Source organism: Vitreimonas flagellata (assembly GCF_004634425.1).
Taxonomy (GTDB): domain Bacteria; phylum Pseudomonadota; class Alphaproteobacteria; order Caulobacterales; family Aquidulcibacteraceae; genus Vitreimonas; species Vitreimonas flagellata.
Genome location: NZ_SBJL01000001.1, coordinates 461,830 through 474,310 on the forward strand (window position 1 = coordinate 461,830; position 12,481 = coordinate 474,310).

At 62.4% G+C, this 12,481-nt stretch carries 12 protein-coding genes; 10 read left to right on the forward strand and 2 right to left on the reverse strand.

Going from position 1 to position 12,481, the window contains the following annotated elements:
* The first annotated feature begins 64 nt into the window (after positions 1 to 64).
* Positions 65 to 1,207 carry a SpbR family protein gene (gene spbR / locus EPJ54_RS02325; RefSeq protein ID WP_135210055.1) on the forward strand — a complete coding sequence of 381 codons (1,143 nt, stop codon included), beginning with the start codon at positions 65 to 67 and terminating at the stop codon, positions 1,205 to 1,207.
* On the opposite strand, the gene EPJ54_RS02330 is transcribed toward spbR, so the two are convergent.
* Positions 1,204 to 1,869, reverse strand: a complete 666-nt coding sequence (locus EPJ54_RS02330; RefSeq protein WP_135210056.1) for a hypothetical protein — start codon at positions 1,867 to 1,869, stop codon at positions 1,204 to 1,206. The two genes, spbR and EPJ54_RS02330, sit on opposite strands and share 4 nt — an antisense overlap.
* Positions 1,870 to 2,041: 172 nt before the next feature.
* Complete coding sequence (locus EPJ54_RS19680) at positions 2,042 to 2,197, reverse strand: hypothetical protein (RefSeq protein WP_167755536.1); 156 nt, start codon at positions 2,195 to 2,197, stop codon at positions 2,042 to 2,044.
* Positions 2,198 to 2,436: 239 nt separating this feature from the next.
* On the opposite strand from EPJ54_RS19680, the gene nuoG reads away from it, so the two are divergent.
* From nuoG to nuoN, 9 genes are all read left to right on the forward strand, one after another.
* A complete protein-coding gene (gene nuoG / locus EPJ54_RS02335) occupies positions 2,437 to 4,503 on the forward strand; it encodes an NADH-quinone oxidoreductase subunit NuoG (RefSeq protein WP_135210057.1) in 2,067 nt (688 codons plus the stop codon).
* Complete coding sequence (gene nuoH / locus EPJ54_RS02340; protein WP_135210058.1) at positions 4,500 to 5,633, forward strand: NADH-quinone oxidoreductase subunit NuoH; 1,134 nt, start codon at positions 4,500 to 4,502, stop codon at positions 5,631 to 5,633. The genes nuoG and nuoH overlap by 4 nt, the downstream gene beginning before the upstream one ends.
* Positions 5,633 to 5,872 carry a hypothetical protein gene (locus tag EPJ54_RS02345; RefSeq protein WP_135210059.1) on the forward strand — a complete coding sequence of 80 codons (240 nt, stop codon included), beginning with the start codon at positions 5,633 to 5,635 and terminating at the stop codon, positions 5,870 to 5,872. Before nuoH ends, EPJ54_RS02345 begins: the two co-directional genes overlap by 1 nt.
* Before the next feature lie 2 nt (positions 5,873 to 5,874).
* The gene (nuoI, locus tag EPJ54_RS02350; RefSeq protein ID WP_135210060.1) at positions 5,875 to 6,363 is read left to right on the forward strand and encodes an NADH-quinone oxidoreductase subunit NuoI; all 489 of its coding nucleotides are present in this window, start codon (positions 5,875 to 5,877) and stop codon (positions 6,361 to 6,363) included.
* Between the two features lie 161 nt (positions 6,364 to 6,524).
* Positions 6,525 to 7,133, forward strand: a complete 609-nt coding sequence (locus EPJ54_RS02355) for an NADH-quinone oxidoreductase subunit J (RefSeq protein WP_135210061.1) — start codon at positions 6,525 to 6,527, stop codon at positions 7,131 to 7,133.
* The gene (gene nuoK / locus EPJ54_RS02360; protein WP_135210062.1) at positions 7,133 to 7,441 is read left to right on the forward strand and encodes an NADH-quinone oxidoreductase subunit NuoK; all 309 of its coding nucleotides are present in this window, start codon (positions 7,133 to 7,135) and stop codon (positions 7,439 to 7,441) included. Before EPJ54_RS02355 ends, nuoK begins: the two co-directional genes overlap by 1 nt.
* 4 nt (positions 7,442 to 7,445) lie before the next feature.
* Entirely contained in the window at positions 7,446 to 9,500 is a 2,055-nt protein-coding gene (gene nuoL / locus EPJ54_RS02365) for an NADH-quinone oxidoreductase subunit L (protein WP_167755537.1), read from the forward strand.
* A complete protein-coding gene (locus EPJ54_RS02370; protein ID WP_135210063.1) occupies positions 9,497 to 11,026 on the forward strand; it encodes an NADH-quinone oxidoreductase subunit M in 1,530 nt (509 codons plus the stop codon). The genes nuoL and EPJ54_RS02370 overlap by 4 nt, the downstream gene beginning before the upstream one ends.
* A complete protein-coding gene (gene nuoN / locus EPJ54_RS02375) occupies positions 11,023 to 12,474 on the forward strand; it encodes an NADH-quinone oxidoreductase subunit NuoN (RefSeq protein ID WP_135210064.1) in 1,452 nt (483 codons plus the stop codon). Before EPJ54_RS02370 ends, nuoN begins: the two co-directional genes overlap by 4 nt.
* Positions 12,475 to 12,481 lie beyond the last annotated feature (7 nt).

Consider the following 12,481-nt stretch of genomic DNA (forward strand, 5'->3'; position numbering starts at 1 on the left):
TCAAGGGTGTTTCTGCGGGGTGGCCAGAGTCGGCCGCCGAACCTGTGACTTGTCAGAGGCCGGAATGTCGATCGTCACCATGCGCGCTCATCTCACCGAGAGCGATATCCGTACCCTTATCAAAGGGCCGACGATCGACGATCGCGCGCAAGCCGCGCATAAGCTCTGCCGCTGCATTGACGAGGCTGACCTTTCCGTTGAGGAACGCAAGCACGCTGAAAGCATCATCGGCATCATGGCTGCTGACGCGGCCGTTTTGGTGCGGCGCGCGCTCGCTGTGGCGCTCAAGAATTCGCCGCGCTTGCCGCGCGACATCGCCAATAAGCTTGCTCAAGATATAGACACGATCGCGCTGCCCGTGATCATGAATTCGCCGGTGCTGACCGATGCGGATTTGATCGAGATCATTCGCGCGTGTCCGCCGTCGAAACAGGTGGCTGTCGCGAGCCGCGAACATCTGTCGACGAAGGTCACCGGCGCGATTGCGGAATACGCCGTCACCGAAGCCGTGGAACGCGCGCTCGCCAACGACAACGCGCTGTTCGACGAAGAGGGGCTCGACACCGCGCTCTATCGCTTCGCCGGCACGTCGAACATCATGCAGGCAATGGTGCGTCGCAGCGTGCTGCCGGTGGGCGTGACGGAAAAGCTCGTCTCGATGGTGACGGGCGAATTGTTTGATCACCTCGTCAACAATCACGAATTGCCGCCGCAGATCGCCATTGATCTCTCAATGGCGTCGCGCGAGCGCGCCACGCTCGACATTGTCGAACAGGCGATTCGGCAAAGCGACCTGCCGCGCTTCGTGCAGCAATTGAACCTGAACGGACGCCTGACGCCCTCGATCCTGATGCGCGGTTTGTGCTTGGGGCAGATGGATTTTGTTGAGCACGCGATGGCCGAACTTGCCGGCATGTCGCATCAGCGCATGTGGCTGATGATGCACGATAGCGGACCGCTTGGATTGAAGTCGGCGTGCGAGCGGGCAGGGCTACCGCCGCGTCTCTTCTCATCGATTCGCGCCGCGATTGACGTCTATCACGGCATCGAGCGCGAAGGTGCGGCGCGCGATCGCATTACCTTCCGCAAGCGCATGCTGGAGCGCACGCTCACGCTCTTCCAATCGGTCCCGAAAGACGATCTCGATTATCTGTTGGAGAAGCTGGACGCGTCCGGTTTGCAGCAGGAACGCGCGGCCGCGATCTAGCGCAGGCCGGCTTCGGCCAGCGGACCGCCGCCGCGATCAAAACCAGCGATCGCCAGAATGCGCGCTTGGGCGGCGCTGCGCACGCTTTCGGCGGTGATCAACATGCCCGCTTCACGCGCCGCCAGGATGCGACGGCCAAGTGGCGTCCGGTCGCCGTTTTCGAGCGCCAGGAACGGGTCCGGCGTATCCGGGACGTCGACCACAATCTCATTGTAGAGCGCACGTACGCGCGCGCCGAACGGCAGCGGGCACTGGGGATCGCCACGCAACAGCACGTTCCAGCCACGGGCACGGAGACCCTCCGGCAGGGCGGGTCCCGCATTGACGATCTCACGCTCGTTGAGTTCGAAGCCAATCATGTGGCGCGTGCAGCCGGCCTCGAAGGCGGCTTCGCTCAACAGATCGGCTTCAAGCGTATTCTGAACTTCTGACGCGATCGCGAGCACCAGCGGCGCCTGCGCCCCACGCTCGCGCCACGCCATGCGTGCGCCCCGGAGGGTGCGCGCCAGGTTTGAGAAGGAATAGAGATCTTCCAGCTCGCCACGCGGTCGCACCACGCCGGCGGCCAAAGCGCCGATACGCAGGTCAACGCGCGCGCCAATAGCGAAGGCAAGTGGCTCAGCCTGGGGCTGCGAACGAGGGCGAAAAGGAATGACGTTCATCGGTCTGCCAGAATTCTAGAGCGCGCTTATCTCACGCACGCAGTTAAAATTCGGGCCGTCGAAGAGGGTGAAGGCCGCGTTAGCGGCAGTTGTCGGCGTGGTCATATTTGCACGCGAAAACGGAGCGGTTCTCACCGCTCCGATCCATTCGCTCAAGCGTTTCGGTGCGAACTTATTGCGGGCGCTTTTGGTCGCCGTCGCGATTCTTATCGATCCGCTCCTGGTCGCGTTCCGGACGCTCTTGGCCCGGTTGGCGATCGCCTTGATCCGGCCGGTCGGGTTGCGCTTGGCGTTCGCGTTCCTGGTTCGGCTGTTGTTGGTTCGCCATGGGTAGCTCCTGTGTTGCCCGCCCTTGCGCCACCAACCCTTGAGGGCGCCGGCCGTTCCGGCAAAATCGCAGTTCCGTCCGATGCTTACGCAGTGAAGCGGAACATCCGCACGGATCGTTTCGGTGACGTTCGAACATGTGCGAACCGTTCGCAAAAAGCACGTCTGAGTACGGACGTTTCGCCCCCTTGCGGCGACGCAATAAATCGTTCATGCGCGTCCGCGAAACGGGCCTCTGAAATGACGAAGATTCTCGTCGACGGTGCTGAAGTCGACGTACCTCCCGAATACACGTTGCTGCAGGCTTGCGAGGCTGCGGGCGCTGAGATTCCGCGCTTCTGTTATCACGAGCGCCTGTCGATCGCCGGCAATTGCCGGATGTGCCTCATTGAGGTGAAGGTCGGCGGTAAATCCGGCCCGAAACCGGTCGCGTCGTGCGCGCAGCAAGTGAAAGATTTGCCGCCGCCGCGCGACGACAAGCTCAACGAACTCGTCACCAACAGCGCCGTCGTCGACAGGGCGCGCAAGGGCGTGATGGAGTTTCTGCTCATCAATCACCCGCTCGATTGCCCCATCTGTGACCAGGGCGGCGAGTGCGATCTGCAAGACCAATCCGTCGCCTATGGCCGTGGCGGTTCGCGCTTCGATGAGAACAAGCGCGCGGTCGAAGAGAAATTCATGGGCCCGCTCGTGAAGACGGTGATGACGCGCTGCATTCAGTGCACGCGCTGCGTCCGCTTCGCGACGGAGGTCGCCGGCGTGCCCGAACTGGGCGCGACGGGCCGCGGCGAGGACATGGAAATCACCACGTATCTGGAAGCGTCGCTCACGAGCGAGCTTTCCGCCAACGTGATTGATCTCTGCCCAGTCGGCGCGCTCACCTCGAAGCCGTACGCTTTCAATGCACGACCTTGGGAACTCACCAAGACTGAAACCATCGATGTGATGGATGCGCTGGGATCGAACATCCGCGTCGATGCGCGGGGCGATGCCGTTCTTCGCGTGCTGCCGCGCGTGAACGAGGGCGTCAACGAGGAATGGATTTCCGACAAGACACGCTACGCCGAAGACGGCCTGTCGCGCCAACGTCTGGATCGCCCATATATCCGCGAAAACGGCAAGCTCCGCGCAGCCACCTGGGCTGAGGCGCTTGAAGCGACGGCGAAGGCGCTTTCGGGCGATCCGAAAAAGATCGGCGCCATCGCTGGCGATCTCGCGTGCGCCGAGAGCATGAAGGCGACGCTCGATCTCTTCCGTGCGCTGGGCTCGCCCAATACCGATTGTCGCGCCGATGGCGCCCAGATCGGCGGCGGCGCGCGCCAATCGTATCTCTTCAATTCCACCATCGCCGGCATCGACGAAGCCGACGCAATCCTGCTGATCGGCGCGAACCCGCGTCTTGAAGCGCCCGTGCTGAACGCACGCATACGCAAGGCTTGGCTGCGCGGCGCTGAAGTCGCTGTCGTCGGCGAGGCGGTGAACCTCTCGTATAAATACAAGCATCTCGGCGCCGGCCCGCAATCGCTGGCCGATCTCGGCGCCTTCGGTGACGTGCTGAAGAACGCGCAGAAGCCGATGATCATCGTAGGCAGCGGCGCACTGATGCGTGCCGATGGCGCCGCTGTGTTGCGCGCTGCTGGCAAGCTGGCGGCGAGTGTGGCGAAAGAGGGCTGGAACGCCTTCAACGTGCTGCACAGCGCGGCGTCACGCGTTGGCGGTCTCGATCTCGGCTTCCTGCCGGGTGAGGGCGGCAGGAGCGCCTCGGATATGCTGAAGGGCGGCCTCGATACGCTGCTGTTGCTCGGCGTCGATGAAGTCGCGCTGCCGAACACCGGTACGGTGATTTATGTCGGTACGCACGGTGATGCCGGTGCGCACCGCGCCGACATTATCCTTCCGGGCGCTGCGTACACCGAAAAGGAAGCCACCTGGGTCAACACCGAGGGCCGTGTGCAATACGGCCGTCGCGCCACGTTCCCCAAGGGCGACGCTAAGGAAGATTGGGCAATTCTGCGCGCGCTCTCCGGTGCGCTCGGCAAGACGCTGCCGTACGACACGCTGGGCGCGCTGCGCCAAAAGATGATCGCCGATCATCCGACGTTCGGCCAAGTCGATTACGCGCCGGGCGCGGCGGACGCCGCCGGCTTCAACGCCGCACTCATTGGCGCTGACGGTACGATCTCGAACGAGCCGTTCCGCAGCAGCGTCGCAGACTTCTATCTCACCAACCCGATCGCGCGCGCCTCGAAGACGATGGCGGAATGCTCACGCCTGCGCGCCGGGGCTGACAAGGTGGCGGCGGAATGAATCCGAACGCTGACTACGTTCCGTTCTTCAACTTCCCGGTGGAAGTTGAATGGACGCTGATGAAGTCGGGCCAAGTGCTCGCCATCATGATCCTGCTGCTGATCTCGCTGGCGTTCTTGCTGCTGTTCGACCGCAAGGTCTGGGCGGCAGTGCAGCTGCGCAAGGGCCCGAACGTCGTCGGCCCGTTCGGCCTGCTTCAATCCTTCGCGGACTTCTTTAAGTTCGTGTTCAAGGAAATCATTATTCCCGCAGGCGCGAACAAAACCGTCTTTATCCTAGCGCCGCTCATCACCTTTGTGCTCGCCTTCATCGGCTGGGCGGTGGTGCCGTGGGGCCCTGACGTGGTGATCGCCGACTTGAATGTCGGCATTCTCTACCTTTTCGCGATCTCGTCGCTTGGCGTGTACGGGATCATCATGGGGGGCTGGGCTTCGAACTCAAAGTACCCGTTCCTTGGCGGCCTACGCTCGGCAGCGCAGATGGTGTCCTACGAAGTCTCGATCGGCTTCATCATCATCACCGTCCTGCTGCTGGTCGGCTCACTGAACCTGACCACGATCGTCGACAATCAAAGCGACGGCATTTGGATGTGGCACGGCTTTCGCCTGTTCAATTTCGCGGAATTCCCGAACAACATTCTGGTCGGCGTCGTCATGCTGGCGATGATGGTGATGTTCTTCGTTTCTGCACTGGCCGAAACCAACCGTCCGCCGTTCGATCTACCGGAAGCGGAATCTGAACTCGTCGCTGGCTATCAGGTCGAATACAGCTCGACGCCTTATCTGCTCTTCATGATCGGCGAATATCTCAACATCGTGATGATGTGCGCGATGACGTCGATCCTGTTCCTTGGCGGTTGGCACCTGCCGTGGGGTTCGATCGAGAGCCTGGGCCTAAATCCATTTTGGACATCGTTCATCGCGATGGGCGTCTTCTACGTGAAGATCTGGATCATGTTCTTCATGTTCGCGATGGTGAAGGCGATCGTGCCGCGCTACCGCTACGATCAGCTGATGCGTTTGGGCTGGAAGATCTTCCTGCCGACCTCGCTCGTGGCCGTCATCGCGCTTGGCTATTACGTGGCGTTCCTGCAGCCCGACGCTGCTGCAACAGCCGTGGCGGGGGGCTGATGCGCGTGGCGCTTGCTCTCGCCTCACTCGCCGCGCTCGGCGCGTGCCAGACGCTGCCGGCGGTGGTCGTGACCGGTGGCGACACGTTCGACGTGCGCTACGACGCGGCCGTGCAGAGCGAGGCGCAGGTCGATGCGCGCGCAAATGAGTATTGTGGGCGAAGCGCTGCGACGTTCGTGTCCGCCGCCACCCGTTACGATGGTTTCGCGTACCGTACCTATCGGTGCGCGGGGAGATAGAGATGTCGCGCTTACTCCAAGCCGCGAAGGGCGCTTTGATGCTCGACATGATCGGTGGCTTCGCCATCGGCATGAAGTATTTCTTCACCCGCAAAGCGACGGTGAATTACCCGTTCGAGAAGGGCCCGCTTAGCCCACGCTTCCGCGGTGAGCACGCGCTGCGCCGCTACGCCAACGGTGAAGAGCGCTGCATCGCCTGCAAGCTCTGCGAAGCCATTTGCCCGGCGCAAGCCATCACCATCGAAGCCGAGCCGCGCGAAGACGGTTCGCGCCGCACCACGCGCTATGACATCGACATGGTGAAGTGCATCTATTGCGGCTATTGCCAGGAAGCGTGCCCGGTCGACGCCATCGTCGAAGGTCCGAACTTCGAGTTCGCCACCGAGACGCGCGAAGAACTCTATTACGACAAGGAACGTCTGCTCGCGAACGGCGATCGCTGGGAGCGGGAAATAGCGAAGAATTTGGAACTGGACGCGCCTTACCGATAGGGCGCGGCTACTAATCATGCTCCTCCGCTTGCGGGGGAGCTGTCCGCGAAGCGGACTGAGGGGGCGAAGGTGCCTGGCATCCGCCGGACGCACCTCCTCCGTCGTTCGCTTCGCTCACGACACCTCCCCCGCAATCGGGTGAGGAGAGGAGAGCGTAACGCATGTTGGCGAGCATCGCCTTCTACGTGCTGGCTGCGACTGCGATCTTATCCGCGTTTGCGGTGATCTCGGCGCGCAACCCTGTGCACTCCGTTTTGTTTTTGATCCTGACCTTCTTCACGTCGGCGGGATTGTTCGTGCTGCTTGGCGCCGAATTTTTGGCGATGCTGCTGATTGTCGTCTATGTCGGCGCGGTGGCGGTGCTCTTCCTGTTCGTCGTCATGATGCTCGACGTCGATTTCGCCGAGCTGAAGCAGGGCTTCCTGAGTTACGCGCCGATCGGTGCGCTGGTCGCGGCGGCGCTGCTGGGGGAGCTTGGCTTAGTCGCCAGCGCTGCAATGTCGGCAGACGGCGCCCCGATCGCGCTGACGCCGGCCGCGCCCGGCGACGTCACCAACGCCGAAGCCATCGGCCGCGTGCTCTACACGGACTATCTGCTCGTCTTCCAACTCGCCGGCTTGGTGCTGTTCGTCGCCATGATTGGCGCGATCGTGCTGACGCTGCGCCATCGTCCGGGCGTCAAGAAGCAAGACATCGCCGCCCAAGTCGGCCGCAAGCGCTCCGATGGTGTCGAGCTTAAGGACATCCGCCCAGGGCAGGGGATCGGCTGATGGAAATAACGCTCGCCCATTATCTGTTCGTCGCCGCCGCCCTCTTCACGATCGGCGTCTTCGGCATTTTCGTGAACCGCAAGAACGTCATCATCATCCTGATGTCGATCGAGCTGGTTCTGCTCTCGGTGAACATCAACCTCGTCGCGTTTTCGGCCTTCCTGCAGAACCTCGAGGGCCAGATTTTCGCGATGATGGTGCTCACGGTGGCCGCCGCCGAAGCCGCGGTGGGCCTGGCTATCCTCGTGACCTACTTCCGCAATCGCGGCGGCATCGCCGTCGAAGACATCAATCAGATGAGGGGCTGAGACGGTGCAATTCTCCCCCGAAGTCCTGATCGTCCTCGGCCCGCTGTTCGCGGCCGCGTTCGCCGGTCTCTTGCAGCGCTATATCGGCGACAAAGTCGCTATGGCGATCACCACCGGTTCGGTCGGCGTCTCGCTCGCGCTTTCGTGGCCGATCTTCGTCGGCTTCGTCTGGGGCGATGAGACAGCGCGCGTGATCGAGCTCTTCCGCTTCATCGACGTTGCCGGCTTTACCTCCACCTGGAGCGTGCGTATCGACACGCTCTCGGCGATCATGCTCGTGGTCGTGAATACGGTCTCGTTCCTGGTTCACGTCTATTCGATCGGCTACATGGCCGAAGACCCGCACCGCGCGCGGTTCTTCTCTTACTTGTCGTTCTTCACCTTCTCGATGCTCGCGCTCGTGACGGCGAACGACTTCCTGCAGCTCTTCTTCGGCTGGGAAGGGGTGGGCGTCGCCTCGTATCTGCTGATCGGCTTCTGGTTCCAGAAGCGCTCGGCCAACGACGCCTCGATCAAGGCGTTCGTGACCAACCGCGTCGGCGATTTCGGCTTTGCGCTCGGCATCATGGCCGCGTTCTTCTGCTACGGCTCGATCCAGTACGACGCCGTGTTCGAAGCGGCTGCCGCAGCACCCGACATGATGCTCGGCGTCGGCGAGGTGCAATTCCGCGCCATCGAAGTGGTGACGTTCCTTTTGTTCATCGGCGCGATGGGCAAGTCGGCGCAATTCTTCCTGCACGTCTGGCTGCCGGACGCCATGGAAGGTCCGACGCCGGTTTCCGCGCTCATCCACGCCGCCACGATGGTCACCGCCGGCGTGTTCATGGTCGCGCGCTGCGGTGAACTCTTCGAAATGGCGCCGCTCACGTCGGGCTTCGTCACCATTATCGGCGCCGTCACGGCGCTGTTCGCGGCGACCGTTGGTCTGGCGCAAAACGACATCAAGCGCGTGATCGCATATTCGACCTGTTCGCAGCTCGGTTATATGTTCTTTGCCGCGGGTGTCGGCGCCTACAACGCGGCGATGTTTCACCTCTTCACGCACGCCTTCTTCAAGGCGCTGCTCTTCCTCGGCGCGGGCTCGGTCATCCACGGCCTGCATCACGAGCAGGACATGCGTTACATGGGCGGTGTGCGTAAGCCCATGATGATCACCTGGGCGATGATGACGATCGGCACATTGGCGCTGATCGGCTTCGGCATTCCGGGCATCGGCGGCTTCGCCGGCTTCTACTCGAAGGACGCCATCATCGAAGCCGCTTACGGCAGCCACGGCATCGGCGCTCAATTCGCGTTCTGGTGCGGCATCAGCGCAGCGCTGATGACCAGCTTCTATTCGTGGCGTCTCGCCTTCATGACCTTCGAAGGCAAGTATCGCGGCAATCCCCACGCGCATCATCACGACCATCACAAGCACGCCGCGCACGATGATCACGCGCATGTGGCGCATGAGGATCATGGCCACCACGGCCATGACGATCACCACAAACCGGCTGACGGTTCAGCGCCGGCGCATGAATCGCCGTGGGTGATGCTCGTGCCGCTGTTTGTGTTGGCGGCGGGCGCGGTGCTCGCGGGTTACGTGTTCTATCCTTACTTCCTCGGCCATCACGCCGGTGAATTCTGGGACCACGCCATCCCGTTCCACGAAGGCCACCACGATTTCCCGACTTGGGTGCTGTGGGCGCCGCTGGTCGTGACTGTGACGGGCTTCCTGCTCGCTATTATCTTCTATCTCTGGAAGCCCGGCGCTTCGAAGGCGATGGCCAAGGGCCCGCTGCACGCGTTCCTCTACAACAAGTGGTACGTCGACGAGATCTACGACTTCATCTTCGTCAAAGGCGCGCGCGCCATCGGCGACATCTTCTGGAAGTGGGGCGACCAGAAAACCATCGATGGTCTCGGCCCCGATGGCGTGGCTGCGACCTCGCGCTTCTTCTCACGCAATCTGCGGCGTCTGCAGACGGGCTTTGTGTACCATTATAGCTTCCTCATGCTGATCGCGGCGGTGGCGTTTGGCGCCTATGCGATCTTCGCCGGCATCGGAGGCGCGCCATGAGCGAGTTTCTCGCGGGTTGGCCGCTGCTCTCCATCGTCACCTTCCTGCCGGCGGCGGGCGCCATTTGGGTGCTCGCGGCGCGCGCCATGCTGCGTGGCGAAAATCCCGGCTTCGACCAGGGCGTCCGCATCATCACGTTGGTGGTGACGCTCGCGACATTCATCGCCTCACTTTTCGCGTTTGCGGTGTTCGACCCCAACAACCCCGCTTACCAGCTCACGGAAAATGTGCCGTGGGCGTTCGGCATGTCTTACGCGATGGGCGTCGATACGCTCGCCATGTCGCTGGTGCTGCTGACGACGTTCCTGATGCCGATCTGCATTCTCGCCAGCTGGCACATCGAGAAGCAGGTCGCGAGCTACATGGTGCTCTTCCTCGTGCTCGAGACGCTGATGATCGGCGTCTTTTGCGCGCAGGACATCGTGCTCTTTTACATATTCTTCGAAGGCGGCCTCATTCCGATGTTCATCCTGATCGGCGTGTGGGGCGGGCAGCGCCGCGTGTATGCGGCGTTCAAATTCTTCCTCTACACTTTGCTCGGCTCGTTGCTGATGCTGGTGGCGATCGTCGCCATGATGGCGATGGCGCGCAACGCCGGCATCGAAAACCCGTCGAACATCCCGGCGCTGACGGCGTTCGCGGCGCAAGGCGGCTTCAGTGCGGATATTCAGATCTGGCTCTGGCTTGCCTTCTTCGCCTCTTTCGCGGTGAAGATGCCGATGTGGCCGGTCCACACCTGGCTGCCGGACGCGCACGTCGAAGCGCCGACGGCCGGCTCGGTCGTGCTGGCGGCGATCCTTCTGAAAATGGGCGGCTATGGCTTCCTGCGCTTCTCGTTGCCGATGTTCCCGGACGCGTCGCACTACTTCCAGTACTTCGTGTTCGCGCTCTCGGTAATCGCGATCGTTTGGGCCTCGCTCGTCGCGTTCCGTCAGCTCGATATGAAGAAGCTGATCGCGTACTCGTCTGTGGCGCACATGGGCTTCGTTACGCTCGGCATTTTCTCGGGCAACATGCAGGGCGTGCAGGGTGCGATCTATCAGATGCTCTCACACGGCATCATTTCCGGCGCGCTCTTCCTCTGCGTCGGCGTCGTTTACGACCGTATGCACACGCGTGAGATCGCCTTCTATGGCGGCCTCGTGAACCGCATGCCGGTTTATGCGGCGATCTTCCTGCTCTTCACGATGGGCAATGTCGGCTTGCCGGGCACGAGCGGCTTCCCGGGTGAAATCCTCACCATGCTGGGCGCCTTCCAGGCCAACGCCTGGTTCGCCGCGATTGCGGCCCTCGGCGTCATTCTATCGGCCGCGTACGCGCTCACGCTCTATCGCAAGGTCGCGCTTGGCAATATCGAGAACCCGAAGCTCGACAGCATCACCGACATCGACGCACGCGAATGGATTTTGTTCGTGCCGCTGATCATCGCCACGCTGGTGATGGGCTTTGCGCCGAGCCTCGTGCTCGATTTCACCAAGGCTTCGGCTGAAACGATTGTCTCCGCTTTCGCGGGAGCCGCTCCATGACCCCGCTGAACGATCTCCTTCATTCGCTGCCGTACGCACGGCCGGAATTGCTCTTGGTGGCGTTCGCGCTGCTCGGCGCCGTAATTGGCGCATGGGGCGGGCAGAAGGTGTTTGGCCTGCTGTCGCTTCTGGGCGTGGGCGTGCTCGCCGCTGCTGGCGCGATCGCCTGGATGCAAAACCCAAGCGCGCCGGCGACGATCTTCCAGGGCGCCATGGTTGTCGATGGCGTCGCCGTCTTCGCTAAAGTGCTGATCGGGTTCTCGGCTGCTGCGGCTCTACTCGTTGGCGCCGATCATTTCTCGCGCGTGGGCGATAGGCGCTTCGAATATCCCGTGCTCATGGCGCTGGCCGTACTCGGCATGTTCGTCATGGTCTCGGCGCAAGATCTGATCAGCCTCTACGTTGGCGTTGAGCTGCAAAGCTTGGCTGCCTACGTGCTGGCGGCGTGGCGTCGTGACGACGCGCGCTCTTCGGAAGCCGGCCTCAAATATTTCGTGCTGAGCGCGATCTCGTCCGGTCTCCTGCTGTTCGGCTCGTCATTCGTCTACGGTTTCACCGGTTCGATCCGCTTCGACCAGATCGCCGCCGCTGTGAATGAAGGCGCTGGCGGCATCGGTCTCGTCTTCGGCCTGGTGCTCATGCTCTGCGCGCTCGGCTTCAAGATGTCTGCGGCGCCATTCCATATGTGGACGCCGGATGTGTACGAAGGCGCGCCGACTCCGGTGACGGCGTTCTTCGCCGCAGCCCCAAAGGTCGCCGCCGTCGCGCTGATGGCGCGTGTTCTGTACGAGCCGTTCGGCGGCATGATCGCGCAATGGCAGCAGGTCGTGATGGCGCTCGCCGCGATCTCGATGGTTTGGGGCGCCTTCGGCGCGCTGTTGCAAACCAATCTGAAGCGCCTAATGGCGTATTCGTCGATCACCAACATGGGCTTCGCGCTCATGGGGCTCGCGGCTGGGCCAGAGCAGGGGCCAGCCTCGGCGCTGATTTATTTGGCGCTCTATCTGCCGGCGAACATCGGCATCTTCGCGCTCATCATTTCGATGCAGCGCAATGGCGAACCGGCCGAAACGATCGGCGATCTCGCCGGCCTTGCGCAAAAGCGCGCCTGGATGGCGGGGCTGTTCACGTTGTTGCTCTTCTCGCTCGCCGGCATTCCACCTTTCTCGGGTTTCATCGGCAAGTTTCTGGTGTTCTCGGCGGCGGTGGACGCGGGCCTCGTGTGGCTCGCCATCGTCGGCGCGATCGCGGCCGTGATCTCGGCGGCGTATTACCTGCGTATCCTTGCGTCAGTGTGGTTTGCCGCGCCCGCGCCGGCGTTGCAGAAGGCCAGCGGCGCCGTGGCGCTCACGGCGACGGTGGCTGCGGTGCTGAGCTTCCCCGTCCTGGTGTTGGCGCTTGGCGCGCTGCAGCGTTGGGCCGAAACAGCCGTGCGGATGTGGAACTGAGAAAGCA

Excerpts from the sequence above, each read along its gene's own strand:
- EPJ54_RS19680 (WP_167755536.1), bottom strand. The coding sequence starts at position 2,197 with ATGGCGAACCAACAACAGCCGAACCAGGAACGCGAACGCCAAGCGCAA.
- nuoN (WP_135210064.1), top strand. The coding sequence starts at position 11,023 with ATGACCCCGCTGAACGATCTCCTTCATTCGCTGCCGTACGCACGGCCG.
- nuoK (WP_135210062.1), top strand. The coding sequence starts at position 7,133 with ATGGAAATAACGCTCGCCCATTATCTGTTCGTCGCCGCCGCCCTCTTC.
- nuoG (WP_135210057.1), top strand. The coding sequence starts at position 2,437 with ATGACGAAGATTCTCGTCGACGGTGCTGAAGTCGACGTACCTCCCGAA.
- EPJ54_RS02330 (WP_135210056.1), bottom strand. The coding sequence starts at position 1,869 with ATGAACGTCATTCCTTTTCGCCCTCGTTCGCAGCCCCAGGCTGAGCCA.
- EPJ54_RS02355 (WP_135210061.1), top strand. The coding sequence starts at position 6,525 with ATGTTGGCGAGCATCGCCTTCTACGTGCTGGCTGCGACTGCGATCTTA.
- EPJ54_RS02370 (WP_135210063.1), top strand. The coding sequence starts at position 9,497 with ATGAGCGAGTTTCTCGCGGGTTGGCCGCTGCTCTCCATCGTCACCTTC.
- nuoH (WP_135210058.1), top strand. The coding sequence starts at position 4,500 with ATGAATCCGAACGCTGACTACGTTCCGTTCTTCAACTTCCCGGTGGAA.
- spbR (WP_135210055.1), top strand. The coding sequence starts at position 65 with ATGTCGATCGTCACCATGCGCGCTCATCTCACCGAGAGCGATATCCGT.
- nuoI (WP_135210060.1), top strand. The coding sequence starts at position 5,875 with ATGTCGCGCTTACTCCAAGCCGCGAAGGGCGCTTTGATGCTCGACATG.
- EPJ54_RS02345 (WP_135210059.1), top strand. The coding sequence starts at position 5,633 with ATGCGCGTGGCGCTTGCTCTCGCCTCACTCGCCGCGCTCGGCGCGTGC.